Origin of the sequence: Robbsia betulipollinis (assembly GCF_026624755.1) — a bacterium.
In the GTDB taxonomy this organism is placed as follows: Bacteria; Pseudomonadota; Gammaproteobacteria; order Burkholderiales; family Burkholderiaceae; genus Robbsia; species Robbsia betulipollinis.
In genome coordinates this window covers 55157-79080 of sequence record NZ_JAPMXC010000006.1, presented here as the reverse complement: position 1 = coordinate 79080, position 23924 = coordinate 55157, and the positions used below count along the sequence as shown (strand labels likewise).

20 protein-coding genes and 1 pseudogene are annotated in these 23924 nt (G+C 67.3%); 12 read left to right on the top strand and 9 right to left on the bottom strand.

Annotated elements, in window-relative coordinates; translation table 11 throughout:
- Positions 1–2: 2 nt before the first annotated feature.
- From OVY01_RS16415 to OVY01_RS16405, 3 genes are all read right to left on the bottom strand, one after another.
- A complete protein-coding gene (locus OVY01_RS16415) occupies positions 3–842 on the bottom strand; it encodes a glycosyltransferase family 2 protein (protein WP_267848647.1) in 840 nt (279 codons plus the stop codon).
- 494 nt (positions 843–1336) lie between these two features.
- Positions 1337–2524 (bottom strand): acetylornithine transaminase, encoded by a 1188-nt coding sequence (locus OVY01_RS16410; RefSeq protein WP_267848646.1) that lies wholly within the window; start codon positions 2522–2524, stop codon positions 1337–1339.
- 122 nt (positions 2525–2646) lie between these two features.
- The gene (locus OVY01_RS16405) at positions 2647–3678 is read right to left on the bottom strand and encodes a CDP-6-deoxy-delta-3,4-glucoseen reductase (RefSeq protein WP_267848645.1); all 1032 of its coding nucleotides are present in this window, start codon (positions 3676–3678) and stop codon (positions 2647–2649) included.
- Positions 3679–3819: 141 nt separating this feature from the next.
- On the opposite strand from OVY01_RS16405, the gene OVY01_RS16400 reads away from it, so the two are divergent.
- The gene (locus OVY01_RS16400; protein ID WP_267848644.1) at positions 3820–4905 is read left to right on the top strand and encodes an NAD-dependent epimerase/dehydratase family protein; all 1086 of its coding nucleotides are present in this window, start codon (positions 3820–3822) and stop codon (positions 4903–4905) included.
- 39 nt (positions 4906–4944) lie between these two features.
- Here OVY01_RS16400 and OVY01_RS16395 read toward each other — a convergent pair whose 3' ends face one another.
- Positions 4945–5703 carry a 16S rRNA pseudouridine(516) synthase gene (locus tag OVY01_RS16395; RefSeq protein WP_267848643.1) on the bottom strand — a complete coding sequence of 253 codons (759 nt, stop codon included), beginning with the start codon at positions 5701–5703 and terminating at the stop codon, positions 4945–4947.
- Positions 5700–6029 (bottom strand): DUF2288 family protein, encoded by a 330-nt coding sequence (locus OVY01_RS16390; protein ID WP_267848642.1) that lies wholly within the window; start codon positions 6027–6029, stop codon positions 5700–5702. The genes OVY01_RS16395 and OVY01_RS16390 overlap by 4 nt, the downstream gene beginning before the upstream one ends.
- 204 nt (positions 6030–6233) lie before the next feature.
- On the opposite strand from OVY01_RS16390, the gene OVY01_RS16385 reads away from it, so the two are divergent.
- The 11 genes and pseudogenes from OVY01_RS16385 (at position 6234) to OVY01_RS16335 (ending at position 18996) form a co-directional block, all read left to right on the top strand.
- Positions 6234–7625 carry an ethanolamine ammonia-lyase subunit EutB gene (locus OVY01_RS16385; protein WP_267848641.1) on the top strand — a complete coding sequence of 464 codons (1392 nt, stop codon included), beginning with the start codon at positions 6234–6236 and terminating at the stop codon, positions 7623–7625.
- 31 nt (positions 7626–7656) lie between these two features.
- Positions 7657–8493: an ethanolamine ammonia-lyase subunit EutC gene (gene eutC / locus OVY01_RS16380; RefSeq protein ID WP_267848640.1), complete on the top strand. Its 837-nt coding sequence runs from the start codon at positions 7657–7659 to the stop codon at positions 8491–8493.
- A gap of 227 nt (positions 8494–8720) precedes the next feature.
- On the top strand, positions 8721–10337 hold the full coding sequence (locus tag OVY01_RS16375; protein ID WP_267848867.1) for an ABC transporter substrate-binding protein: 1617 nt from the start codon (positions 8721–8723) through the stop codon (positions 10335–10337).
- Between the two features lie 3 nt (positions 10338–10340).
- On the top strand, positions 10341–11294 hold the full coding sequence (locus OVY01_RS16370) for an ABC transporter permease (RefSeq protein WP_267848639.1): 954 nt from the start codon (positions 10341–10343) through the stop codon (positions 11292–11294).
- Positions 11295–11322: 28 nt separating this feature from the next.
- Entirely contained in the window at positions 11323–12216 is an 894-nt protein-coding gene (locus tag OVY01_RS16365; protein WP_267848638.1) for an ABC transporter permease, read from the top strand.
- Positions 12217–12224: 8 nt separating this feature from the next.
- A complete protein-coding gene (locus tag OVY01_RS16360; RefSeq protein WP_267848637.1) occupies positions 12225–13283 on the top strand; it encodes an ABC transporter ATP-binding protein in 1059 nt (352 codons plus the stop codon).
- Positions 13280–14335, top strand: a complete 1056-nt coding sequence (locus OVY01_RS16355; RefSeq protein ID WP_267848636.1) for an ABC transporter ATP-binding protein — start codon at positions 13280–13282, stop codon at positions 14333–14335. The genes OVY01_RS16360 and OVY01_RS16355 overlap by 4 nt, the downstream gene beginning before the upstream one ends.
- Complete coding sequence (locus OVY01_RS16350; protein WP_267848635.1) at positions 14332–14547, top strand: amidase family protein; 216 nt, start codon at positions 14332–14334, stop codon at positions 14545–14547. Before OVY01_RS16355 ends, OVY01_RS16350 begins: the two co-directional genes overlap by 4 nt.
- 104 nt (positions 14548–14651) lie before the next feature.
- Positions 14652–15842, top strand: a pseudogene (locus OVY01_RS16345) (amidase); the annotation flags it as partial.
- Positions 15843–16138: 296 nt separating this feature from the next.
- Positions 16139–17668 carry an amidase gene (locus OVY01_RS16340; RefSeq protein ID WP_267848634.1) on the top strand — a complete coding sequence of 510 codons (1530 nt, stop codon included), beginning with the start codon at positions 16139–16141 and terminating at the stop codon, positions 17666–17668.
- Positions 17665–18996: a Zn-dependent hydrolase gene (locus tag OVY01_RS16335; RefSeq protein ID WP_267848633.1), complete on the top strand. Its 1332-nt coding sequence runs from the start codon at positions 17665–17667 to the stop codon at positions 18994–18996. Before OVY01_RS16340 ends, OVY01_RS16335 begins: the two co-directional genes overlap by 4 nt.
- A 47-nt stretch (positions 18997–19043) precedes the next feature.
- Here OVY01_RS16335 and OVY01_RS16330 read toward each other — a convergent pair whose 3' ends face one another.
- The 4 genes from OVY01_RS16330 to OVY01_RS16315 form a co-directional block, all read right to left on the bottom strand.
- Positions 19044–19607, bottom strand: coding sequence for a hypothetical protein (locus tag OVY01_RS16330; RefSeq protein WP_267848632.1), 564 nt, complete (start codon positions 19605–19607; stop codon positions 19044–19046).
- The gene (locus OVY01_RS16325; protein ID WP_267848631.1) at positions 19604–20245 is read right to left on the bottom strand and encodes a ferredoxin reductase domain-containing protein; all 642 of its coding nucleotides are present in this window, start codon (positions 20243–20245) and stop codon (positions 19604–19606) included. The genes OVY01_RS16330 and OVY01_RS16325 overlap by 4 nt, the downstream gene beginning before the upstream one ends.
- 367 nt (positions 20246–20612) lie before the next feature.
- Positions 20613–22328 carry a thiamine pyrophosphate-dependent enzyme gene (locus OVY01_RS16320; protein WP_267848630.1) on the bottom strand — a complete coding sequence of 572 codons (1716 nt, stop codon included), beginning with the start codon at positions 22326–22328 and terminating at the stop codon, positions 20613–20615.
- A gap of 113 nt (positions 22329–22441) precedes the next feature.
- Positions 22442–23689, bottom strand: a complete 1248-nt coding sequence (locus tag OVY01_RS16315; RefSeq protein WP_267848629.1) for an arsenic transporter — start codon at positions 23687–23689, stop codon at positions 22442–22444.
- Positions 23690–23924: the final 235 nt, after the last annotated feature.

Below are 23924 nucleotides of genomic sequence, written 5' to 3'. Positions count from 1 at the left end.
CGTCAGGTCCACATCGGTTCGGCGAACGTCAGCTGATTGCGGAAATTCGGCAGCGCGCGGAATATTTCCGGGATCGAATGCGGCTCGATGTGGGTCGTCTGCTGTTCGAGCAGGTCGCGGTCGATGTCGACCAGAGACGCGAGTACGTTCACCGCATGCGTCTTGAATTGGTGGGCACGCCATTTGTGGGCAAGCAGGTGGGCGGACCGCCAGATCTCGATCTGGCGGTCGCCGCGGTCCTCGGCGTAATGGAAAAACCAGGCCTGTGCGCAGGTGAAACAACGCTGACCGGCGGCCTTCGCCCGCCACGACAGATCGACGTCCTCGCAATACAGGAAGAAATCCTCGTCGAAACCGCGGATCTCGCGATAGAGCGAGGCGGGAATCAGCAGGCAGGCCGCGGAACACCACGCGGTGGTACCCGTTTTCGGATCGAAGCGCTTCGGGTGCATCACCGGTTCCTGGATCGCCTCGAAGATTCCCGACCAGTGCTGCTTTCTCGCGGACTCGAGCATGACCTCCAGGCAGCGGGGATGCATGAACCCGTCGGGATTCAGGCACAGGTAGGCGGTGGAGACGGGATCGCTGGAAGCGAACAAGGTGTTGTGCCCGCCGCCGAAACCGAGATTCGCGCCGCTGGAGATCCGTATCGGCACCGGCATGGCATGCCTTTCACACCACTGGCCGACATGCTCCAACGCGTCGCCGCCGCCCTGGTCCCTGATCAGGATCTCCTTGATGGCGTCGATGCGTGTCTGGCGCTTCAGGGCGTTCAGGCAACGCGCGATCTCCTGTGCGCTGTTCCGATAAAGGACGATGCCTATGGTCACGAGTTCGGTCATTTCCACGTCTTGGAAAATAAATAGGGGTGCGAAATGGGTGTGGCGGAAGCGGGATTCGACGGACAGGAGCAAGCGGCTACCTCGGGACTACCGCGTCATAGCGGCGGAACTTCCGCAATCCTGCATTTTGGCAAAACACAGGCTCGGCGCATATGAGACCGGTCTTAGTGTGTGGCCTGCGTCGCCGAAATTTCTCGACAGGGATGATTCTAGGGGGTAAAGCCCGCTCGCATTTTCAACGAATTGCGAACATTGACGTCGCGCGACGCACAATTTTCCGCGCAAGGCGCAGGACACCGCCGCAGTGCCGGCCCGCGCGCGGCGCGAATGGCGGTCGCTTAGGATGAGAAAAGAGGGAGGCGGCGAAAAGCCGAAGGCAGGGGAAAGACGGATGTGCCGTCGATAGGGGACTGCGCATCGCCCGTTTCCATGGAAATGAACCGGGCAGGCACGCGGCAGACGGGCACGGCGTGGATGCGCCGCGCCGTATGCCGTCAGACCGCCTGGTCGATCGCCTGGCGCAGCAGGGCGATCATCTGATCGATTTCGTCGGTGGTGACGTTCAACGCCGGCATGAAGCGCAGCAGGTTCGGGCGCGCGGCGTTGATGAGCAGGCCGGCCGGTTCCAGCAGGCGGGCCTGCTCGACGATCTGCGGGCCGATGTCGCGGCCCAGCAGCAGCGCGCGCAGCAGCCCCTCGCCGCGCTCTCCCTGGAAATCGTAATCGGCCGACAGCTTCAGCAGGGCCTGGCTCAGATAGGCGCTGCGTTCGCGCACGCCCGCGAGAAAGTCCGGCGCCGACAGCCGCGAGACCACTTCCAGGCCGATCGCGGTCATGACCGGGTTGCCGTTGTACGTGCCGCCCTGGTCGCCGGCGACGAACACCGAAGCCGCTTCGGTCGCGAGCAGCGCGGCGAGCGGATAGCCGCCGCCGATGCCCTTGCCGAGCGTCATGATGTCCGGCTCGATCCCCGACAACTGATACGCAAACATCTCGCCGGTGCGCGCGCACCCGGTCTGCACTTCGTCGACGATCAGCAGCAGGTTGTGCCGGCGCGTCAGTTCCCGCAGCGCCTGCATGAATTCGCGCGTGGCCGGCAGCACGCCGCCTTCGCCCTGGATCGGTTCGAGCATGACCGCGACGGTCCGGGGCGTGATCAGCTTTTCCACCGAGGCGATGTCGTTCAGGTCCGCCTTCGGAAAGCCGGGCACCTGGGGCGCGAAGATCGTGTCCCAGCCCGGCTTGCCGCTCGCCGACATCGTCGCCAGCGTGCGGCCGTGGAAGCTGTGATCGAACGTGATGATCTCGAACGCGCCGTTCTTGTTCTTCTGGCCCCACTTGCGGGCGAGCTTGATCGCGCCTTCGTTGGCCTCGGCGCCGCTGTTCGCGAAGAACACCTTGTCGAAGGCGCTCAATGCGGTCAGCTTCGATGCGAGGCGCGCCATCGGCTCGTTGTAGTAGGCCGGGCTCGGGTTGATCAGCAGGCGCGACTGCCGGTCCGACGCGGCGATCATGCCGTCGTCGCAATGTCCCAGCGAGTTGACCGCCCAGCCCTGGATGAAGTCGAGGTATCGCTTGTCGTTGTTGTCATACAGCCAGGCGCCCTTGCCGCGAGTGAAAACGATCTCCGGGCGGTTGGTGATGTACATCAGCGCGTCGGTCGGATATTCCTGGAAATTCATCAGCGGCTCCACACGATCGGACGAGGGGTTCGATCGCAAATAAGATCAAAAATAAAACGCGAAGGTAACGGCTGCGGCGCCGCGCCGCGCGCGCGGCGCGGGGTCAGACTCGGACTGCGGGATCAGACCGCATTCACCAGGTCCGCTTCGCTGGTGAAGGCGTCCGCGTAGAACTCCTCGGCGGGCAGCCCATGGTTGGCGGTGAAATCCCGCTGCGCGGACTCGACCATTACCGGTGCGCCGCATGCGTAGACCTGATAAGCGGACAGATCCGGCAGGTCCGCGATCACCGCGTGGTGCACGAAGCCGGTGCGCCCGTCCCAGGTGTCCTGCGGCGTCGGCTCGGACAATACCGGGATGAAACGGAAGTTCGGCAGTTCGGTCGTCCACTGGGCGCCCAATGCTTCAAGATACAGGTCCGGGCGCGTTCTTGCACCCCAGTAGAGCGCGATCGGCCGCGTGATTTTCTTGTAAATGGCCTGTTCGACGATCGCCTTGATCGGCGCGAAACCGGTGCCCGACGCCAGCAGCACGATGGGTTTGTCGCTGTCCTCGCGCAGGAAGAACGTCCCCAGCGGACCTTCGAAACGCAGCATGTCGCGCGCCTTCATGGCGGAGAAGACGTGATCGGTGAACTGGCCGCCGGGCAGATGGCGGATGTGGAGTTCCAGCAGGCCCTCCGCGTGCGGCGCGGTCGCGATCGAGTAGGCGCGGCGCTTGCCGTCCTTCAGGATGAATTCGAGATATTGCCCGGCCAGATACTGGAGCCGTTCGTTGGCGGGCAGTTGCAGGCGTACGATCATGACGTCGTCGGCGGCGCGTTCGAGCGCGCTGACGCGGCACGGCAGTTTCTTCGCCGGCATGTCGCCGACGCCGGCGATCTCGCGGATCTCGATTTCGAGATCGGATGTTGCCTGCGCGCAGCAGAACAGCGCGAAGCCGCGCGTTTTTTCGTCGTTGGCCAGGGCCGAGGACGAGTGCGCCGCCTGTTCCACCGCGCCCTCGATGACCCGGCCCTTGCAGGAGCCGCACGCACCGTTCTTGCAGCCGTACGGCAAACCCACGCCGTGGCGCAGCGCGGCGCTCAGGACGGGTTCGCCCGCGTCCACCTGGAATTGTCGGCCGCTCGGCCGGATCGTCACGTTGAAACTCATAGTGGTGTGCTGTGTCCGTGCATTCGTCAAACGGGACCGGCGTCGCGGCCGTCCCGGCGTGAGACCCCGTCGCGCCGCCGGCCGGCGGGGCCATTCCAGCGGTCTCGGCTGTAACACCGGCGGCAAGATACAATATCGATCATGATTCCAACCCGCCCGCTTCGTCGTCCTCGCGTGCTGATCGTCGGTTGTGGCGACGTCGGCATGCGCACCGTCGCGCTCCTCGCGCCCCGCTTCACGGTTCTCGCGCTGAACCGGCGCGAGGCGGGGCGGCAGCGCCTGCATGCGGCCGGCGTGATTCCGGTCCCGGGCGATCTCGACGACCGGCGCAGCCTGCGCCGTGCCGCCGCGTTGGCGCGCGCTGCCTTCGGCGTGCTGCATTTCGCGCCGCCGCCCGCCGAGGGCCGCACGGACCAGCGCACGCGGGTGCTGATCGCGGCGCTGGGCGGTGCGGGCAGTGCCGTCCGGCACCGCCCGGCGCCGCCGGAACGCGCGGCTATTGTACCCGACGCGGGTGGCCCGGCGCGGCGCTCCCGCACGCTCGCGCCGGGCGCCCGCGGTGTCTGGATCGGCAAGCCGCCGCGTGCGTCGCAACCGCTGGTCTACGCGAGCACGACCGGCGTCTACGGCGACTGCGGGGGCGCGTTGATCGACGAGACCCGGCGCGTGCGCCCCAGCAATCCGCGCGCCGTGCGGCGAGTGGGGGCGGAGCATCTGCTGCGCGCGGCGGGTACCCGCGGGACGTTCGCCGCGTCGATCCTGCGGATTCCCGGCATCTATGCGCGCGAGCGTCTGCCGGATGCGCGTTTGCATCGCGGCACGCCGGCCCTGCGAGCCGAGGAAGACGTGTTCACCAGCCATATCCACGCCGACGATCTCGCCGCCATCGCGGTGCGCGCGCTGTGGCGGGGAAGGCCGCAACGTCTTTACCACGCGACCGACGACAGCCGTTTGCGCATGGGCGACTACTTCGATCGCGTCGCCGATGCGCTGGGACTGCCCCGGCCGCCGCGCATTTCGCGCGAGGAAGCAGAGCAGGTGCTCGAACCGATGCTGATGTCGTTCATGCGCGAATCGCGCCGCCTCGACAACCGGCGGCTTACCGGGGAGCTGGCGTACCGCCTGCGCTTTCCGACGGTCGATGCATTCCTGGCGAATGGTCTCGCGCCGAATCCGGCGAAGGGGACCGCGGGGCAGGCTGAGTCGCCAGCCGGGCCAGGTCGCTAGCCGGGCCAGGTCGCTAGCCGGGCCAGGTCGCCAGCCGTCTCAAGCCGGCAATTGCGCAGGGCCGCCGGCAACGTCCCCCGCCCCCGCATCGGTGCCTGCGCTTCGCGCCTGTCCCAGTTGCCGCTCGTCCAGCCAGCACCACTGTCCCGGCGCGAGCCCGGGCGGCAGGGTCAGCGCGCCTACCGCCCGCCGATGCAGCGTCTCCACCCGGTTGCCGGCGGCCGCGACCATGCGTTTCACCTGATGGTATTTGCCTTCGGCGATCGTCAGCTCGAGCGTGTGGGCGTCGAGCGCACGGGCGGCGGCCGCGCAACTGGGCTGCGTTTCGCCATGCAGCAGGACGCCGTCGCGCAGCGCCTGCAGTTGCGCCTCGTCGAGCGGATGGCGCAAGCCCGCGACATAGATTTTCGGCACCTTTTTTTTCGGCGACGCCAGCGCATGCATGAAGCTGCCGTCGTCCGACAGCAACAGCAGGCCGGTCGTATCCTGATCGAGCCGGCCGACGCACTGTACGCCGCGCGCGAGCAGCGGCGGGGGCAGCAGGGAAAAGACGCTGGCGTGATGCTGCGGCTGGCGCGAGCATTCGTAGGCGCCCGGCTTGTACAGCATCAGGTAGGCTTTTTCCCGAAAAAGCCAGGACGTGTTCTCGACGTCGAACGTCAGACCGGCGGTATCGAAATCGGCGCCCGGGTCGGTACGCACCGCGGCGCCGATCCGCACCGCGCCCGCGCCGATCAGCGCCCGGCACTGTCGTCGGCTGCCGAACCCCTGCGTGAACAGGATCGTCTCGAGGTTCATGCGGGTCGTGACGACGCGGCGTGCGCTTCGGTGCCCGGGCGTTCCTGCACCACCACCCACGGCGAGACCACCACCGCCCAGAGTTCGGCGTCGCGCGCCTCGTAGCCGCTGGCCAGATCCGCCGGCATTTTTTCCAGCAGCCCGGCGGCGGCCCAGGCCGCTACCTGCGCCGATTCGTCCGTGGCGATGGCTTCCGCCACGCTCACCAGGTCCAGATCCCCGGCGATGCGGATCAGGGCGCCGCGCGCGAACAACGCGGTCAATTCGGACCAGCGCACCCTGGCGGTTTCGGTCAGCAGCTTCAAATACAGTTCGGTGGGTTCCACGATGTTTTCTCCTCCACGGCAGGTGCGGCCCGGCACGGTGCGGCGCGTGCCGGGCATCGCGCGCATCTTACCGCGCTTCGCGGGGTCGGGATCGCCTGCAACCCGCTGCGAGGCAATTTTGCAAGACGTATCATGAGGGGCGTCGATCCTTTCATCGATACGTCCAACGCCATCCCGCGTGACGATTTTGCAGGGGCATGCCGCATGATCCATACCGAGACCGTCGGTCCGCGGACCTACCGGTTCGACGGGCTCGCCACCCTGCTGGCGAAGGCCAGCCCCCTGCGCTCGGGCGATCAGCTCGCGGGACTCGCGGCGGCGAGCGAGGAAGAACGCGCGGTGGCGCGCATGGCCCTCGCGGCGGTGCCGCTGTCCGCCTTCCTGAACGAGGCGCTGGTGCCGTACGAGTCGGACGAGGTGACGCGTCTGATCGTCGACGAGCATTCGCGCGCGGCGTTCGCGCCCGTCAGCCATCTGAGCGTGGGCGATTTCCGCGACTGGCTGCTGGCCGAGAGCACGGGGCTGGAGCAACTGAGCGCGATCACGGCGGGGTTGACGCCGGAAATGGTCGCGGCGGTGTCGAAACTGATGCGCAACCAGGACCTGATCGCCGTCGCGAAGAAACGCCCGGTGGTGACGCGCTTTCGCAATACCATCGGCCTGCCGGGACGGCTCTCGGCGCGACTGCAGCCGAATCACCCGACCGACGACGCGCGCGGTATCGCCGCGTCGATGCTCGACGGCCTGATGTATGGCTGCGGCGACGCGGTGATCGGCATCAATCCGGCCTCCGATAGTCTTTCAGCCATCACCACGCTGCTCGAGATGATCGATGCGTTCCGGCAGCGCTACGCGGTGCCCACGCAGTCGTGCGTGCTGACGCACGTCACGAACACGATCGCCGCGATCGAACGTGGCGCGCCCGTCGATCTCGTGTTCCAGTCGATCGCCGGTACCGAAAAAGCGAACGCGAGTTTCGGCGTCTCGCTCGCGCTGTTGCAGGAAGCGTACGAAGCGGGCCTCTCGCTCAGGCGCGGCACGGTCGGCGAGAACCTGATGTATTTCGAGACGGGGCAGGGCAGCGCCTTGTCCGCCGACGCGCATCACGGCGTCGACCAGCAGACCTGCGAGGTGCGCGCGTATGCGGTGGCACGCAAGTTCAAGCCCTTGCTGACGAACACGGTCGTGGGCTTCATCGGCCCCGAATACCTGTACGACGGCCGGCAGATCATCCGCGCCGGGCTCGAGGACCATTTCTGCGGCAAGCTGCTGGGCGTGCCGATGGGGTGCGACATCTGCTACACGAACCATGCCGAGGCCGATCAGGACGACATGGACACGCTGCTCACATTGCTGGGCGTGGCCGGCATCAACTTCATCATGGGCGTGCCGGGAGCCGACGACGTCATGCTCAACTATCAGAGCACGTCGTTCCACGATGCGCTCTACATACGCGATGTGCTGGGCCTGCGGCGCGCGCCGGAATTCGAGGCGTGGCTGGAAACGATGGGGATCACCGATGCCCGCGGCGCGCTGTTGCCGCAGGGCGCGCACCCGCCGCTATTGGCGGGCGCGCGGGAATGGATCGGCGCATGAGGGCCCATGGCGCCATACGCGGGAGACAGGCATGAGCGAAGCACTGGAGCAGAGCCCCTGGGAGCCGCTGCGGCAGTTCACCCGGGCGCGTATCGCGCTGGGCCGGGCGGGCCACGGCGTGCCGACCGCGCCGCTGCTGGCGTTCAACCTGTCGCATGCGCAGGCGCGCGACGCGGTGCACCAGCCGCTGGACGTGCCGGCGCTGCGGCAACGGCTCGACACCGCGGGGTTCGCCTCGTTCGCGGTGGACAGCGCCGCATCCGATCGCGAGCAGTATCTGCGGCGCCCCGACCTCGGCCGTCGCCTGTGCGACACCAGCCGGGAAGCGTTCGCCCCGCTTGCCGCCGCCTGTGCCGCAGGTGTCGCCGGCGGAGCGACACGGGACATCGCGCCGGGCATCGCGCCCGACATCGCGCCTGACATCGTCTTCGTGCTGGCCGACGGTCTTTCCGCGCTGGCGGTGATGCGGCACGCGGTGCCGCTGCTCGAAGCGTTGCGCCGCCGCCTGGACGGCTGGCGCATCGGGCCGGTGGTGGTGGCGCGTCACGCGCGCGTCGCGCTCGGGGATGAAATCGGCGAACGGCTGGCCGCACCGCTGCTCGCGATTCTGATCGGCGAGCGTCCCGGACTGAGTTCGCCGGACAGCCTCGGCGTGTATCTCACGCACGCGCCACGCGTGGGCTGCAACGATGCCCAGCGCAATTGCGTGTCGAACGTGCGGCCCGAGGGCCTGGGCTACGAAGCCGCAGCGCACAAGCTGCAATACCTGTTGACGCATGCGCGGCAGCGCGGGCTGACCGGCGTGGCCTTGAAGGACGACAGCGAGGCGCCGCTCGCGGTGGATGGCGGGTCGCCGTCATTGCGCTAGCCGCGCAACCCGGCGGAAACGCTTCGGTACAAGGGAGAAACGTCGAAAACGAGAAAGGACTATTGGACAAAGATTTTTGCGCTCACTAGGATCGTTTCATCCAGGCCGGAATCGTACGGTGCGCGGCACGCGCCGCAACGGTAACCGGCAGGTCGAGACCTTCGTGATTCCTTGGAGCGGTAATGATTTTCAGCAATGGGTTCTGGTGTCGTTCCGGCGTGGCGGCAATGGTGTGTGCGGGAGGGCTGTTGACGGGGGCGACGGCGCGGGCGGAATCGACATTGCGCATCGCGATGACCGCCGCGGACATTCCCTATACGGCCGGGCAGCCCGACCAGGGATACGAAGGCAACCGCTTCACCGGCATCACGATCTACGATTCGCTGATCCAGTGGGATCTGACGAAAAACAACGCGCCCAGCACGCTGATTCCCGCGCTCGCGACCGACTGGCAAGTCTCCCCGCAGGACAAGACCAAATGGATCGTCAAGCTGCGCCCCGGCGTCAGGTTCCATGACGGCACGCCGTTCAACGCCGACGCGGTGGTGTGGAACGTGCAGAAGATCCTCGACAAGACCGCGCCGCAATTCGATCCGCGTCAGGCGGGCCTGACGGTGTCGCGCCTGCCGACGCTGGTGTCGGTGCGCAGGATCGACGATGCGACCGTGGAATTCACCACCAAAAGCCCGGATTCGTTCTTCCCCTACAACCTGACGAATCTGTATTTCGCGTCGCCGATCCTCTGGAAGGCGGATTTCGACGCGGTACCGGCCGCGGTGACGGATGCCGGCAAACGCTCGCAGGCCGCCTGGGCGGCGTTCGCGAGTCACCCCGCGGGCACCGGCCCGTTCAAGGTCGATCGGCTCGTGCCGCGGCAGCGTCTCGAACTGGTGCGCAACACCGCGTATTGGGATCCCAGGCGCACGGCGAAGATCGACCGCGTCGTGCTGCTGCCGATGCCCGAGGCGAGCGCGCGTACCGCCGCCTTGCTGTCGAACCAGGTGGACTGGATCGAGGCGCCCGCGCCCGACGCGATCCCGCAGATCAAGAGCCGCGGCTTCACGATCTATTCGAACACGCAGCCGCACAACTGGCCCTGGCAGTTTTCCTACGCCGAGGGCTCGCCCTGGCTCGACAAACGCGTGCGCGAGGCCGCGAATCTGTGCGTGGACCGCGAGGGTCTGAAGACGCTGCTCGGCGGCTACATGACGCCCGCCACCGGCACTTACGAGCCGGGCGACCCCTGGTACGGTCACCCGAGCTTCCACATCAAATACGATCCGGACGCCGCGCGCAAGCTGATGACCGCCGCCGGGTATTCGGCGGCGAAACCGGTGCAGGTGAAGGTACAGATCTCGGCGTCGGGCTCCGGGCAGATGCAGCCGCAGCCGATGAACGAGTACATGCAGCAGAACCTCAAACAGTGCTTCTTCGACGTCAAGCTGGACGTGGTCGAGTGGAACACGCTGCTGACGAACTGGCGTCAGGGCGCGAAGGATTCGGCCGCGCATGGCGCGAACGCGATCAACGTCAGTTTCGCGTCGATGGATCCGTTCTTCGGCATGGTGCGCTTCGCGAGCAAGAGCGCGTTCCCGCCGGTGTCCAACAATTGGGGTTACTACAGCGACGACACGACCGAAAAGCTCATCGCACAGGCACGCAATGCGTTCGATCAGAAGACGCGCGACGCGGCCCTGGGCGAGTTGAACACCTATATGGTCGACCAGGCGGCCGACCTCTGGGTCGCGCACGACGTCGGTCCGCGTGCGATCTCGAAAAAGGTCACGGGCGTGGTGCAGCCGAAGAACTGGATGATCGACATCGCGACGATGTCGGTGAAGTAAGCGATGTTCGCCTACCTGGTGCGCCGCGTGCTGTATGCGATCCCGATCATGTTCGGCGTCTGCCTGCTGTGTTTCATGCTGCTGCACCTCGCGCCGGGCGATCCGCTGGCCGCGGTGCTGCCCGCCGATGCCTCCCAGGCGCTGCGCACGCAACTGATCGCGCTGTACGGTTTCGACAAACCGCTGCCGGTGCAGTTCTTCACGTGGCTCTGGCGCGCGCTGCACGGCGACCTCGGGGTATCGATCTCCACCGGGTCGCCGGTCACCCGCGACGTGCTGGCGGCGGTCGCCAATTCCCTGCGTCTGGCGGCGCTCGCGACGCTGATCGGCTTCATCCTCGGCGGCACCTTCGGCTTTCTCGGCGGGTATTTCAAGAACTCCTGGCTGGACCGGATCGCCTCGATCGGCTCCGTGCTGGGCGTGAGCGTGCCGCATTACTGGCTCGCGATCCTGCTGGTGATCGTCTTTTCGGTGTTTCTGCCCTGGCTGCCCGCGACGGGCGGCGGTCCGGACGGCGCCGGCGGCTGGTCCTGGGACTGGGATCACATCCAGTACATGGTGCTGCCGGCGTTCGCGATGGCGATGATCCCGATGGGCATCATCGCGCGCACTGTGCGCGCGCTGGTGGCGGACATCCTCGCGCAGGAATTCATCATCGGCCTGCAGGCGCGGGGCCTCGGCCGCACGGCGATCTTCCGCCACGTGCTGAAGAACGCCGCGCCCACGGCGCTGTCGGTGATGGGCCTGCAACTGGGGTATCTGCTCGGCGGCTCGATCCTGGTCGAGACGATCTTCTCCTGGCCGGGCACGGGCTTCCTGCTGAACACCGCGATTTTTCAGCGCGATTACCCCTTGCTGCAAGGCACGATTCTCGTCCTCGCGCTGTTCTTCGTGCTGCTGAACCTGGTGGTCGATGTGGTGCAGACGCTGTTCGATCCGCGCATCGCCCGGGGATGAGCAACCGTCCCCCTTTTTCGGAGTCATCGTGGACCTTTCGCTCAAGACACCGGCCGTCGCTCCGCCGCCGCCGTTGGCGCGCTCGACGAATTACTGGGTCAGCACGCTGCACCGCCTGCGACGCAGTCCGATGGCGCTGGGTTCGGGCGCCGTGGTCCTGCTGTTGCTGCTGATGGCCGTCTTCGCCTATCACCTGGCGCCGGCGGACCCGTTCCAGACCTCGATGGTCGACCGGCTCAAGCCGGTCGGCACGCCGGGCCACCTGCTGGGCACCGATGAACTCGGCCGCGACATGCTGACGCGACTCATCGTCGGTTCGCGGCTGTCGCTGTTCATGGGCATCGTGCCGGTCGCGCTGTCCTTCGTGATCGGCGGCGCGCTGGGCGTGTTCGCCGGTTACGCGGGCGGCCTTGCGAACACCCTGATCATGCGCGTCGTGGATGTCCTCTACGCCTTCCCGTCGGTTCTGCTCGCGGTGGCGCTGTCGGGCACGCTGGGGACCGGCATCGGCAACTCGCTGCTGTCGTTGACGATCGTATTCGTGCCGCAGATCGTACGCGTGGCGGAAAGCGTCACCACGCAGCTGCGCACCAGCGACTTCATCGACGCGGCCCGCAGTTCCGGCGCCTCGGCGCTGACGATCGTGCGCGTGCACCTGCTGGGCAATGTGCTCGGGCCGATTTTCGTCTACGCGACGAGCCTGATCTCGGTGTCGATGATCCTTGCCTCCGGTCTGTCCTTTCTCGGGCTGGGCGTGACGCCGCCCAATCCCGAATGGGGCCTGATGCTCAATACGCTGCGCACGGCGATCTACAGCCAGCCGCTGATCGCCGCGCTGCCGGGTCTGATGATCTTCATCACATCGATTTCATTCAACATCCTGGCGGACGCGATCCGTTCGGCGATGGAGATCAAGGGGTAGTTCCGCATATGATTCTCGAAAAAACCGATCTCGGCGGACCTGCGCAACCGCTGCTGGCGGTAAGCCGGCTGGTCAAGCACTTCCCGCTGAAAAAAGCGTTGCCGGGAGCGGGCCGGCAGTCGGTCAGGGCGGTCGATGGCGTCAGTTTCGATATCCGCAAGGGCGAGACGCTCGGCGTCGTCGGCGAATCCGGCTGCGGCAAATCGACGACCGCGCGTCTGCTGATGCAGCTGACCCGGCAGGATCGCGGCGAACTGGTATTCGACGCCGAACTGGTGGGTTCGCGCACCTTGCCGCTGCGCCGCTATTACAGCCAGGTGCAGATGGTGTTCCAGGATAGCTATGCCTCGCTGAACCCGCGCCTGACGATCGAGGAGTCGATCGCTTTCTCGCCGCGCGTGCACGGCATGTCGCGCCGGGCCGCGACCGAACGCGCGCAGGATCTGCTCGCGCGCGTGGGGCTCGATCCGGCGCGTTTCGCCGGGCGCTATCCGCACGAGCTGTCCGGCGGGCAGCGGCAGCGCGTGAACATCGCGCGGGCGCTGGCGTTGCAGCCGCGGCTGGTGATCCTCGACGAGGCCGTGTCGGCGCTGGACAAATCGGTCGAGGCACAGGTGCTGAATCTGCTGATCGACCTGAAAGCGGCGTTCGACCTGACCTATCTTTTCATCAGTCATGACCTCGGCGTGGTGCGCTATCTCTGCGACCGGGTGCTGGTGATGTATCTGGGCAAGGTGGTGGAGATCGGCGCGACCGAGACGCTGTTCGCGCATCCCGCCCACCCCTATACGCGGGCCTTGCTGTCGTCGGTGCCGTCGATGGATCCGGACCGGCGCACGCTCGCGCCGCCGCTCGCGGGCGATCCGCCGAACCCCGTCGATCCGCCGTCGGGTTGTCCCTTTCATCCCCGTTGCGTGCATGCCGAGGCAGTCTGTTCGGTGAGGGTGCCGCAATTGCTGGAGCGCGACGGCCATGCGACCGCCTGCCTGATGCTCGAACCGAATTCGGGCCACAGCGCGGCGGGGCAGGGCGCGGATCGGATCGCGACACACGAGGTGCCGGCATGAGCGCGATCGCGATCGAGAATCTGCACGTCCGCTTCACCGCCCATGGCAAGGTGATCCGCGCGGTCAATGGCGTATCGCTGAACGTCGCGAAGGGCGAGGCGCTCGCGCTGATCGGCGAATCGGGCTCGGGCAAGAGCGTGACGCTGCGCGCGATGATGCGGCTGCACGCGCCGCGCACGACGACCATCGAGGGCCGGCTCGATGTGGCGGGCGAAGCGGTGATGGGATTGTCGCCGGGCGCGCTCGCGAAGCTGCGCGGCGGCAAGGTGGCGATGGTGTTCCAGGAGCCGCTGCTCGCTCTCGATCCGGTCTACACGATCGGGCAACAGATCGCCGAGACCGTGCGCGCACATCGCCGGGTGTCGCGCGCGGCGGCGCGTCAGCGGGCGCTGGAACTGTTACAGGCGGTGCGCATTCCGAGTCCCGAACGCCGGCTCGATGCCTATCCGCACGAAATGTCCGGCGGCATGCGGCAGCGCGCGATGATCGCGCTGTCGCTCGCCGGCGATCCGCAGATCCTGCTCGCCGACGAGCCGACCACCGCGCTCGATGCGACGGTGCAGATCCAGGTGCTGATCCTGCTGCGCGAATTGCAGCGCGATCTCGGCCTGTCGATCGTGTTCGTCACGCACGACATCGGCGCCGCGGTCGAGATCGCCGATCGGATCGCGGTGATGTACGGCGGATCGATCGTCGAGGAAGGAACGATTCATCATGTGATGCGGGACCCGCGCCACCCGTACACGCTGGCCCTGCTCAAAAGCCGTCGCGAGGGCGGCATGGAGAAGGGGCAGCGGCTCGAAGCCATCGGCGGCGCGCCGCCGGACCTCTCGAAAGACATTCCCGGCTGCCCGTTCGCGCCGCGCTGCGCGCATGTGATGCCGGTCTGCACGACGGCCTTGCCGCCCCCGGTCGCCGCGGCGACACCGGCGGCGGATCACTCGGTGCGGTGCTATCTGTACGGCGCCGACGGCACGCGCATCGCCAGCGTGGATGCCGTGCACGCCGTCGCTTCCGGCTCGCGGCCGCCGCTGGCGGTTGCCGCCGCATGAGCGCCGCGCGCCATCCGATGACCTACACGCGGCCCTTCAACGTCCTCGGATTGCCCGCCCTGTCGGTGTGCAGCGGGTTTTCCGCCGACGGCCTGCCGCTGTCGCTGCAGATCGCCAGACGCGCGTTCGAGGACGATCGCGTACTCCGGGCAGGCCACGCGTTCGAGCGCGCCGCCGGCCACCGCGCGCGCCGGCCGGTGCTGCGGCTCTGACGCATTCGTCCGACGCATTCGTCCCGACTCACTCGTTCTGATTCACGCGTCGTGCTTGCTTGCCCTGATCAATCGTCCTGACGCATTTTTTTCGAGACGCCGCCATGTCCCCTCCGTTCCCGCCCGCGCCGTCCAGCCGCGCCTTCCTGCCGTATCCCGAGGCCCCCGTGCCGCATGCACCGCACGGCCCGCTCGCGGGCTTGTGCTTCGCGGTCAAGGACCTGTTCGACGTCGCCGGCTATCCCACCGGCGCGGGCAACCCCCACGTGCTGGTGCGCTCCGGCATCAAGACCGCGCACGCACCGGTGGTGGCCGGCCTGCTGGCGGCGGGCGCGCGTTTCGTCGGCAAGACGGTCACCGACGAACTGGCGTTTTCCGCGATCGGCGACAACGTCCATTTCGGCGCGCCGGTCAACGCCGCGGCGCCGGAACGGATCACCGGCGGCTCGTCCTCCGGTTCGGCGTCGGCGGTGTCCCACGGACAGTGCGATTTCGCGCTGGGCAGCGATACCGGCGGCTCCGTGCGCGGGCCGGCGAGCCATTGCGGCCTGTATGGCATGCGGCCCACCCAGGACCGGATCTCGCTGACGGGTTGTTTCCCGTTGTGCGCGACCCTCGACACCTGCGGTTTCTTCGCGCGCGACGCCGCCACCTTCCAGCGGGTCGCCGATATCCTGTTCGAGCCGGACTCGCGGCCCCTGCCGGCGCGTCCCCGGGTGCTGATCGCCACGGATCTGTTCGACCTGCTCGCGCCCGAGGTCCGTGCGGCCCTGCAGCCCGGCATCGATACGATCGAAGCCGCCTGGGGCAAGGCGCAACCGGTGCGCGCGGGTGGTCCGGAATCCGATGCGTCGGGCGCCGATGCGTTGGCCGTGCTCTACCAGGCCTATCGGGTGCTGCAGGGCTGGGAGGCGTGGCAGATGCAGGGCGAGCGCATCGAGCGCGACGGCCTGCGCCTCGGCCCCGACGTCGCCGCGCGCTTCGCCTACGCGCGCAGCATCACCGCCGAACAGGCTGCGCACGCGCTGGCGCTGCGTCATACGTTCACTGCGTGGATCACCGAACTGTGCGGGGATGACGCCGTGCTGATCCTGCCGACGCAGCCCGACATCGCGCCGCTGCGGGGCACCCCCGCGGCCGAGATCGAGGTCTACCGCAATCGCGCCACGCACCTGATGGGGCTGACGCCCCTGTGCGGTTTCCCGCAGGTCTCGCTGCCGTTCGCCGGGCGTCTGGGCGCGCCGCTGGGTTTGTCGCTGCTGTCGCCGGCCGGCACGGATCGCAGTCTGGTCGCGCGCATCGCCGAGTTGACGCCGCCGGCGAGCGCGATCCGCGCACCCGAATTGGCTCCGGCGCCATCGCCGACGGCCCCGGCCCTCACCGGCACCGAGCAGGCCGCCCTCGGTTGGTACGCGCGCACGATGTCGGGCGCGCCGGTGCAGGACGAAGACCTGGAAACGGTGGCGGCGCTCGCGCAGCCGGTCGTGCGCGCGGTGCGGCTGGCCGCCTCGCGCGATCTCGACTGGACTTCCACCCGGCAGACCCTGGCGCCGCTGCTGCTGGCAGCGCGCGCGCCTCGCGAGGAGACATGGTGAGCGAAACCCCCGATCCTTTCGCCGGCCCCGAGAACACGCATGCGGCGGCGTCCGCGCCGGCATTCGGCGACACGCTGGTCGACACCGGCGCGCGTTTGCTGCGCGGCGAGACCGGCGCCGAGGCCCTGACGCGCCGCCACCTCGCGGCCATCGACCGCAGCACGAACAGCGGCTTCGTCCGCACGCGTCGCGAACAGGCCCTGCACGACGCGCGCGCCCGCGACGCGCGGTTCGCCCAGGGGAGCGCGACCGGACTGCTGCACGGCATTCCGTTCGGCCGCAAGGACATGTATTTTCGCGACGACGAGGTCTGCGAATGCGGCAGCCGGATACTCGCGGGCCATCGGCCCAAGGTCACCGCGACCGTCGTCCGGCGGCTGGAGGCCGCGGGCGCGATCGACCTCGGCGCGCTGCACATGGCGGAGTTCGCGATGAGTCCGACGGGCGTCAACGCGCATCTGGGCGATGGCCGCAACCCCTGGGCGAGCGTGCCGCACGTCAGCGGCGGCTCGTCGAGCGGCAGCGCCATCGCGGTCGCGCAGCGGCTGGTCGCCGGCGCGCTCGGCTCGGACACCGGCGGCTCGATTCGCGGCCCGGCGGCCATCTGCGGCGTGACCGGCATCAAACCGACTGCGCATCTGGTCAGCACCCATGGCGTGATGCCGCTATCGCCCAGCCTCGATTGCGTGGGTTTTCTCGCGCCGTCGGCACGGGATTGCGCCCGTTTGCTGAGCGCGGTCGTGGGCCCGGATCCGCTGGACGCCGAATGCATCGCGCGCGACACGCAGGACTACGAACGCGACATCGCGCAGCCGCTGCACGCGGGCCTGCGCATCGCCGTGCCGCGTTTCGAAATCGGCCCGTTGCTGTCGGCGGAGGTGCTGGCGCTGCTGCACGCCGCCGTCACGGTGTTGCGCGAGGCCGGCGCGACGCTGATCGAGGTGCCGGTGCCGGACCTGGGCGAACTGGGTGCGCTTGCCAGTCTGATCTGCATGGCCGAGGCCGCGGCGATGCACCGTCCCTGGCTGGAAACGCGGCCGCAGGACTATGGCACGCAGGTCCGGCGGCGCATCGAGCGTGGCCTGCTGTATTCGGCCAGCCAGTACGTGGAAGCGCTGCGTCTGCGCGCGCCGCTGCTGCAACGCTTTCTCGAACAGGCACTGCCCGGTGCGGATGCGCTGCTGTTGCCGGTCCTGCCGCACGCGGTGCCGTCGATCGCGGACAGTCTGAGCGGCACCGACGCGGAAGTGGAAGCGCGTTTCGGGCGCTTCTCGTACTGGACCCGCGGGATCAATTATCTGGGGCTGCCCGCGCTGGCGTTGCCGATCGGTTTCACCGCGAACGGTCTGCCCAACGGCATGCAGCTCGTCGGCCGGCCGCTCGACGAAGCGACGCTGCTGCGCATCGGCCACCAATACCAGCAACATACCGACTGGCACCTGCGCGTGCCGGGCGAAAACCGCGTCATCACGCAGGACAGTTTCGCGACGGCTGCGTCCGTCGCCTTTTCAGGAAAAAGAGCATGAGCACGCCTCCTTTCGAATCGGGTTTGCTGGAAGCCTCGCTGGGCGCATTCGGCGTCGTGATCGATACCGGCGGCGCACCTTCGGACGCTGTGGACGGCGCGGATCTGCGCATCGACGGGCAGCGTCTGTGGCGGCGCCTGATGGCGCTCGCGCAGATCGGCGCGACCCCGGCCGGCGGCAACCGCCGGCTCGCGCTGACCGAACTCGACGGTCAGGGCCGGGATCTGGTCACGCAATGGGCGCGGGAACTGGGCTGCAGCATCCGCGTCGACGCGATCGGCAACATCTTCATGCGCCGCGCCGGAAGGCTGGATCTGCCCGCGGTGATGACCGGCAGCCATATCGACACGCAGCCGACCGGCGGCAAGTTCGACGGCAACTTCGGCGTGCTCTCGGGCATCGAGGTGCTGAGCACGCTGCATCAGGCCGGCGTGGTCACCGATCGTCCGCTGGAAGTCGCCATCTGGACCAACGAGGAGGGCTCGCGCTTCGTACCGGTCATGATGGGCTCGGGCGTCTACTGCGGGGCCTTTACGCTGGCGTCCGCGCTTGCCGCGGTGGATCTCGACGGCATCTCCGTCGCCACGGCGCTCGACGCGATCGGTTATGCGGGCAGCGACCATATCGAAACCCCCGCCTGTTATTTCGAGGCACATATCGAGCAGGGCCCGGTGCTGGAAGCCCACGACAAGGTGATCGGCGTGGTGGAAGCGGCGCTCGGGCAGCGCTGGTACACGGTCACCGTCAAGGGCATGGAGGCGCATGCCGGCCCGACGCCGATGGCGATGCGGCGCGATGCCCTGCTGTGCAGCGCGCGCCTGATCGCCGAGGTCAACGCGATCGCCCTGGCCAACGCGCCGAACGGCCGGGGCACCGTCGGCTGGATCGAGAACTATCCGAACTCGCGCAACGTGATTCCGGGACAGGTGCGTTTCAGCGTCGATCTGCGCGCGGCGGACGAGACCACGCTCGGCGGCATGGACGCCGCGCTGCGCGCCGCCTGCGCGCGCGCGGCCGCGGACGCGCATCTGGCGATCGACGTCGAACAGGTCGTCTACTTTCCGGCGCAGGCCTTCGACGCCACGCTGATCGCCAGCGTGCGGCAGGCCAGCGACAGCCTGGGCCTGTCGTGGATGCCCGCGGTGAGCGGCGCCGGGCATGATGCGGTCTATGTCGCCCGGGTCGCGCCCACGGCGATGATCTTCGTGCCGTGCAAGGACGGCATCAGCCATAACGAGATCGAGTCCGCGGAGCCGGAGCATCTGGAAGCCGGCTGTAACGTGCTGCTGCGGGCGATGCTCGCGGCCGCGCGGGCGCCCGCCGCCTGATCCCTATGCGATCCCGATGACGCGCAACGCCAGCGGCGGGGACTGCGCTACTGCAGATTGCCCCAGCGCCCGGTCGCCGGTTCCGCGGCGGCCCACTTCCACTGGCCCGCGCTGTTCCTGCAGATCTGCGTCTCGTACCAGTTTTCGGTCGGCGCCTTCTTTTTGCCGCCGATCACCGAGAACATCACCATCCGGCAGGGCGCGAGCGCATTGTCGATTTCCCCGGCGACCTGTAGCTGACCGTGCTCGTCGTTGAACGGTATCCGATGGTGGATGTTCCAGTCCTGGAGCTGACCGACCGGCAGCGTGCCCGCCAGCATCGCGATGCGATCCTGCTCGCCGCGCTGCATGTTCCGATAGATCGTCGCGAACGCGGTATCGGTGGCGGCCTGCACCGCGATACCCACTCCCACGCCGATCGCCGGATTGGTGGTGAAGGTACCCGCCAGGATACCGCTCGCCGCGCCGACAAAGCCGCCGATCGACGCGCAGCCGGCGAGCAGCACGCTGGCGCCCAGAACGGCGAGGGTGCCGCTCATGCCCGCAAGCGGACGCGCGGCAGGTGCGGAGACGGCAATGGTGGAGTGAGGAGACCGAAAAAATCGCTTCATTGCAGTGATCCCCAGCGCTCCGTCGCCGGTTCGGCGCTGGCCCACTTCCAGTGTTCGCCATCACGACAGATCGTCGCGACATAGAAATTGCTGACCGGCGTGTCCTTGTGCATCCGGTCCACCGAGAAGACCAGTTCCTTGCAGTCCAGCCCGATCGCGCTGATGACGCGGTTGACCGTGACCCGGCCGTGCTCGTCGGGTTCGAGCTTCACGAGATGATGGCTCCGCCAGTTGCCGACCTGTCCCACGGACAGGGGACCGGCGACCTCGGCGATCGCGTCCTGCTGATCCTGGTGCTGGCCCTTCTCGACGTATTTCGCGCCGGCCTGCGCGCCCGCCAGCACGCCCAGACCGATGCCGGATGCCACCGTCGCGTTACGGGTGATCTTCGACGCCAGCAGCGTGCCGCCGACACCGGCGCCGGCGGCCGCGCCTTCGTTGAACAGCGAGCCGCAACCGCTTGCCGAAAGGCAGAGCGCCACGCTCGTGGCGATGCACAACGACAGGCGCAGGCGGCGCGGCACTGCGTCGCGCGCCGCACCTGGCGAATGGGAAGAGGGCAATGCAGCAGGCGCGATGGCAGCGGAAGCGAGCGTCGCAGTGCGGCGCGCGATGCGTGGGGCGGTAGGCAGAGTCATGGGCATGGCATAGGAGAGCATCCGACCGTTCGCACTGCCCACGCGCATCGGCGCGCATCCCGGGGAGTCGTTCCCGGAACGCGCGCCGTCTTCGCCATCTCGAAAAGCCACATGGGCGAAACACCCAATCTTCAGAGATTGGCGAGCAAGGAGCGGGCACTGCAAACAATCGCGAATCGAAACGGTAAAACCGTCAGGAGCGTTCGGCCCATCGGTCAGTATTGCCGCGCCTTGGAGCGTTTCCGCAGCGCGTCGCTGAGCGAAGTGCCTTTCAGTACCGGCCCCCCGAGTGTAATCGCTCGACGCGCATTTGACACCTGTACCATCAAGCACCGGTCGCACGCCGCTCGCCGTGCACGCATTCCGACTATTTCAGGAAATTGTCCTTCAGCAGGCTGAACACATCCTTGCCCTTGCCGCCGATGACCGCCTTGGCCGAGTACAACGCAGTACCGAACACCTGGGACGCTGCCACGGTCGGCGGCATCACCAGTTCCAGGCGATCGGTCGTCACGTCGAGCAGGGCCGGGCCGGGGTGCGCGAGCCAGGCCTGCACGGCGTCCTCCAGCGCGCCCGCCGTCTCGACGCGCCGGCCATAGATACCGATCACCTCGGCGACCATCGCGAAATTCGGGTTCTGCAGATCCGTATAGGTATCCAGCAAACCCTCCACCTTCTGTTCGAGTTCGACGAAGCCCAGCGACCCATTGTTGAAGACCGCGATCTTGATCGCGATGTTCTCCTGCACGGCCGTGATCAGATCGCCCATCAACATCGTCAGGCCGCCGTCGCCCGATAGCGAAATCACCTGGCGATCGGGAAAGGCCTTCTTCGCGCCCAGCGCCTGCGGCATCGCGTTCGCCATCGTGCCATGCGTCAGGCTCACCACCGTGCGGCGCTTGCCGGTCGCACGGGTATGGCGCAGCACCCAGACCATCGGCGAGCCGCCGTCGGCGGTGAAGATGGCATCGTCGTCCGCGTACTTGTCGATCAGGGCGGTGAGATACTGCGGATGGATCGCGCCGCCGCGGCCCACCTGGGCCCGTTCGTTGAGATGCTCGACGGTCTTTTCGTGCCGCTTCAGGCAGTCGTCCAGAAAGGTCCGGTTCTCGCGTTCGGCCAGACGCGGCAGCAGCGCCTCCACGGTGGCGCCGATATCGCCGACCGCACCGATCTCCACCGGATGACGCCGCCCCAGATGGGTCGGATCGATATCGATCTGCACGATGCGCGCTTTTTCAGGATAGAACTGGCGCCAGGCGAAATCGCACCCCAGCAACAGCAGCGTGTCGCATTCCGACACCGCGTGATAGCCGGAGTCGATGCCGAACACCCCCGTCATGCCCACGTTGTACGGGTTGTCGTATTCGACGAAATCCTTCGCGCGCGACGTGTGCGCGAACGGCGCCTTCAAACGTTCCGCCAGCGCGACGATGCCGTCGTGCGCGCCCTCGCAGCCGGAGCCGCCGTAGATGGCGATTTTCTTGCCGGCATTGAGCACCGCGGCGATGCGATCGAGTTCGCCGTCGCTCGGTCGCGTGACCGGCTGCGACAGATGCACCGCGAAATCGGGTTCGTCGGGCGCCGGCGCTTTCGAGATATCAACCGGCAGGATGATCACCGCCACGCCGCGTTTGGAGAGCGCCGCCTGCGCCGCCATCGCCGTCACCCGGCGTGCCTGGGCGGGCGTGCGAATTTCCTGGCAGAACACGCTGCAGGTATCGAAAATCGGCTTGTAGTCCACTTCCTGCGGGAAGTCGAACCCCAGTTCGTCGCTGGTCACCTGACTGGCGATCAGCACCACCGGCGAACGGTTGCGATGCGCCTCGTAGAGCCCGTTGACGAAATGCAGGCTGCCCGGGCCGCAGGATCCGGCGCATAGCGTCAGCCGGTTCGCCACCATCGCCTCCGCGCCCGCGGCGAAGCCGCCGACTTCCTCGTGACGCACGTGCACCCAGTCGATTTCGCTGCGCCGGATGGCGTCGGTCACGTAATTCAACGTATCGCCCGGTACGCCCCAACAGTGCTTCGCGCCCGCGTTCTGAAGCGTTTCGATCACGACGTCGGCAACGAGTTTTGCCATGGTTTGCTCCTGAAAGGGGAATGCCGGAACCGGCTCCTTTTCAGCCTATCCTAAAATCCCGGGGACCGTGTTTGCCGGCAGACACTGCCTCGTCGGTTCGCCGTAGTGAAAATTCAGATCAGTACGCGCGCGGCGATCGCCAGCAGCAGGGCGGGTGGCATCACGACCACACCCACGCGCAAAAACTTCATGAAGCTCACGTCTTCTCCTTCGCGCCGTATGGCGTTGAGCCAGAGGATCGTCGCCAGGGAGCCGGTGATCGAAAGATTCGGCCCCAAATCCACGCCGATCAACAATGCGTCGATCATCTTCTCGGGGCTGTGCGCCTGCATCACCGTCGAGCTGGCGATCAGACCCGCGGGCAGGTTGTTCATGAAGTTGGCGGCCACCGCGATGACCCCGCCCGATATCGCGGCGCTGGCGGCCGCGTGGTGCCGAACGGCAGCCTGCGCGATCTGCGCGAGGTGCGCGATGACGCCCGTTCGCTGCAGCATTTCGACCAGCACGAACAGCCCCGCGACCAGCGGCATGACGCTCCACGAGATGTCCTTCAGCACCGGCACGGGAGAAGCGCGCTTTTGCGCCAGCACGAGGGCCGCCGTCAACGCGCCCAGGATGGCCGTCGGCAAACCCAACTGAATGTCGAATGCGGACACGACCAACAGCACGATCGCGGTGACCGCGATGCCGCCGAGCGCGATGCGCCCGCTCGGTGACAAATCCGCCTGTTCGGGATCCGATTCGCATTCGCCCTGCAGATCGTCCCGCTGCGTCCAGCGCAGCATGAAATACGTGGCGACGATGGAGAGGATCGACGGCACGATGAAGCGCCCCATCCATTTGACCAGCGCGGGCGTATGGTTGCCGTAGAGAACGAGGTTCGCGGGATTCGATATCGGCAGGACGAAGCTGGCCGCATTCGCGATGAGGGCGCATGCGAAGAGCAGTGGCAGGGGCTTCGATCCCGCCTTCTTCGCCGCGGCGAACACCGCGGGCGTGAGCACGACGGCGGCGGCATCGTTCGAGAGGAAGGTCGTGACGGCCACGCCGATCAGGTACACGAGCAGAAAAAGACGTCGGGGCGAACCCTTGGCGTGGTTCACCGCCAGCACGGCGACCCAATCGAACAAGCCTTCGCGCCGCGCGATCTCGGATAACGCCATCATCCCGAAAAGGAACAGATAGACGTCGGTCCCCTGGACCACCGCCTGCCATGCCTGGGACGCGGGCAGCAGTCCGAGTATGACCAGAAGGGCGGCGCCCGACACGGACCAGACCGCCTCGGGCCACTTGAAGGGGCGCGTGATCACGCCCGCGGTGGCGGCCGCCGCAATGCCCCACGATAGGAAAACTGGATTCACGAACGAGGTACTCAAAAAAGGTGGATGTGGACCATTCCGTGAATCGTCCACGACGTCGGCCGGGCGCCGGCACGACACGGTTTGCAAGGTGTATGCCATGTGCCGCCCCGCGGGACGGGCTGCCGGCGGTGAGTCGCGTGCCGCGCGCGTGTCTGATCGCAGTACATCGGGTGTCCAATAACCGGACACCCGACACGGTGGGTCCGGCGCGTCGCGGACCGTATCGGCGTACGCG

Excerpts from the sequence above, each read along its gene's own strand:
- OVY01_RS16395 (WP_267848643.1), bottom strand. The coding sequence starts at position 5,703 with ATGAACCTCGAGACGATCCTGTTCACGCAGGGGTTCGGCAGCCGACGA.
- eutC (WP_267848640.1), top strand. The coding sequence starts at position 7,657 with ATGAGCGAAGCACTGGAGCAGAGCCCCTGGGAGCCGCTGCGGCAGTTC.
- OVY01_RS16405 (WP_267848645.1), bottom strand. The coding sequence starts at position 3,678 with ATGAGTTTCAACGTGACGATCCGGCCGAGCGGCCGACAATTCCAGGTG.
- OVY01_RS16375 (WP_267848867.1), top strand. The coding sequence starts at position 8,721 with ATGGTGTGTGCGGGAGGGCTGTTGACGGGGGCGACGGCGCGGGCGGAA.
- OVY01_RS16325 (WP_267848631.1), bottom strand. The coding sequence starts at position 20,245 with ATGACTCTGCCTACCGCCCCACGCATCGCGCGCCGCACTGCGACGCTC.
- OVY01_RS16350 (WP_267848635.1), top strand. The coding sequence starts at position 14,332 with ATGAGCGCCGCGCGCCATCCGATGACCTACACGCGGCCCTTCAACGTC.
- OVY01_RS16415 (WP_267848647.1), bottom strand. The coding sequence starts at position 842 with ATGACCGAACTCGTGACCATAGGCATCGTCCTTTATCGGAACAGCGCA.
- OVY01_RS16370 (WP_267848639.1), top strand. The coding sequence starts at position 10,341 with ATGTTCGCCTACCTGGTGCGCCGCGTGCTGTATGCGATCCCGATCATG.
- OVY01_RS16355 (WP_267848636.1), top strand. The coding sequence starts at position 13,280 with ATGAGCGCGATCGCGATCGAGAATCTGCACGTCCGCTTCACCGCCCAT.
- OVY01_RS16330 (WP_267848632.1), bottom strand. The coding sequence starts at position 19,607 with ATGAAGCGATTTTTTCGGTCTCCTCACTCCACCATTGCCGTCTCCGCA.
- OVY01_RS16400 (WP_267848644.1), top strand. The coding sequence starts at position 3,820 with ATGATTCCAACCCGCCCGCTTCGTCGTCCTCGCGTGCTGATCGTCGGT.
- OVY01_RS16320 (WP_267848630.1), bottom strand. The coding sequence starts at position 22,328 with ATGGCAAAACTCGTTGCCGACGTCGTGATCGAAACGCTTCAGAACGCG.
- OVY01_RS16335 (WP_267848633.1), top strand. The coding sequence starts at position 17,665 with ATGAGCACGCCTCCTTTCGAATCGGGTTTGCTGGAAGCCTCGCTGGGC.
- OVY01_RS16410 (WP_267848646.1), bottom strand. The coding sequence starts at position 2,524 with ATGAATTTCCAGGAATATCCGACCGACGCGCTGATGTACATCACCAAC.
- OVY01_RS16385 (WP_267848641.1), top strand. The coding sequence starts at position 6,234 with ATGATCCATACCGAGACCGTCGGTCCGCGGACCTACCGGTTCGACGGG.
- OVY01_RS16360 (WP_267848637.1), top strand. The coding sequence starts at position 12,225 with ATGATTCTCGAAAAAACCGATCTCGGCGGACCTGCGCAACCGCTGCTG.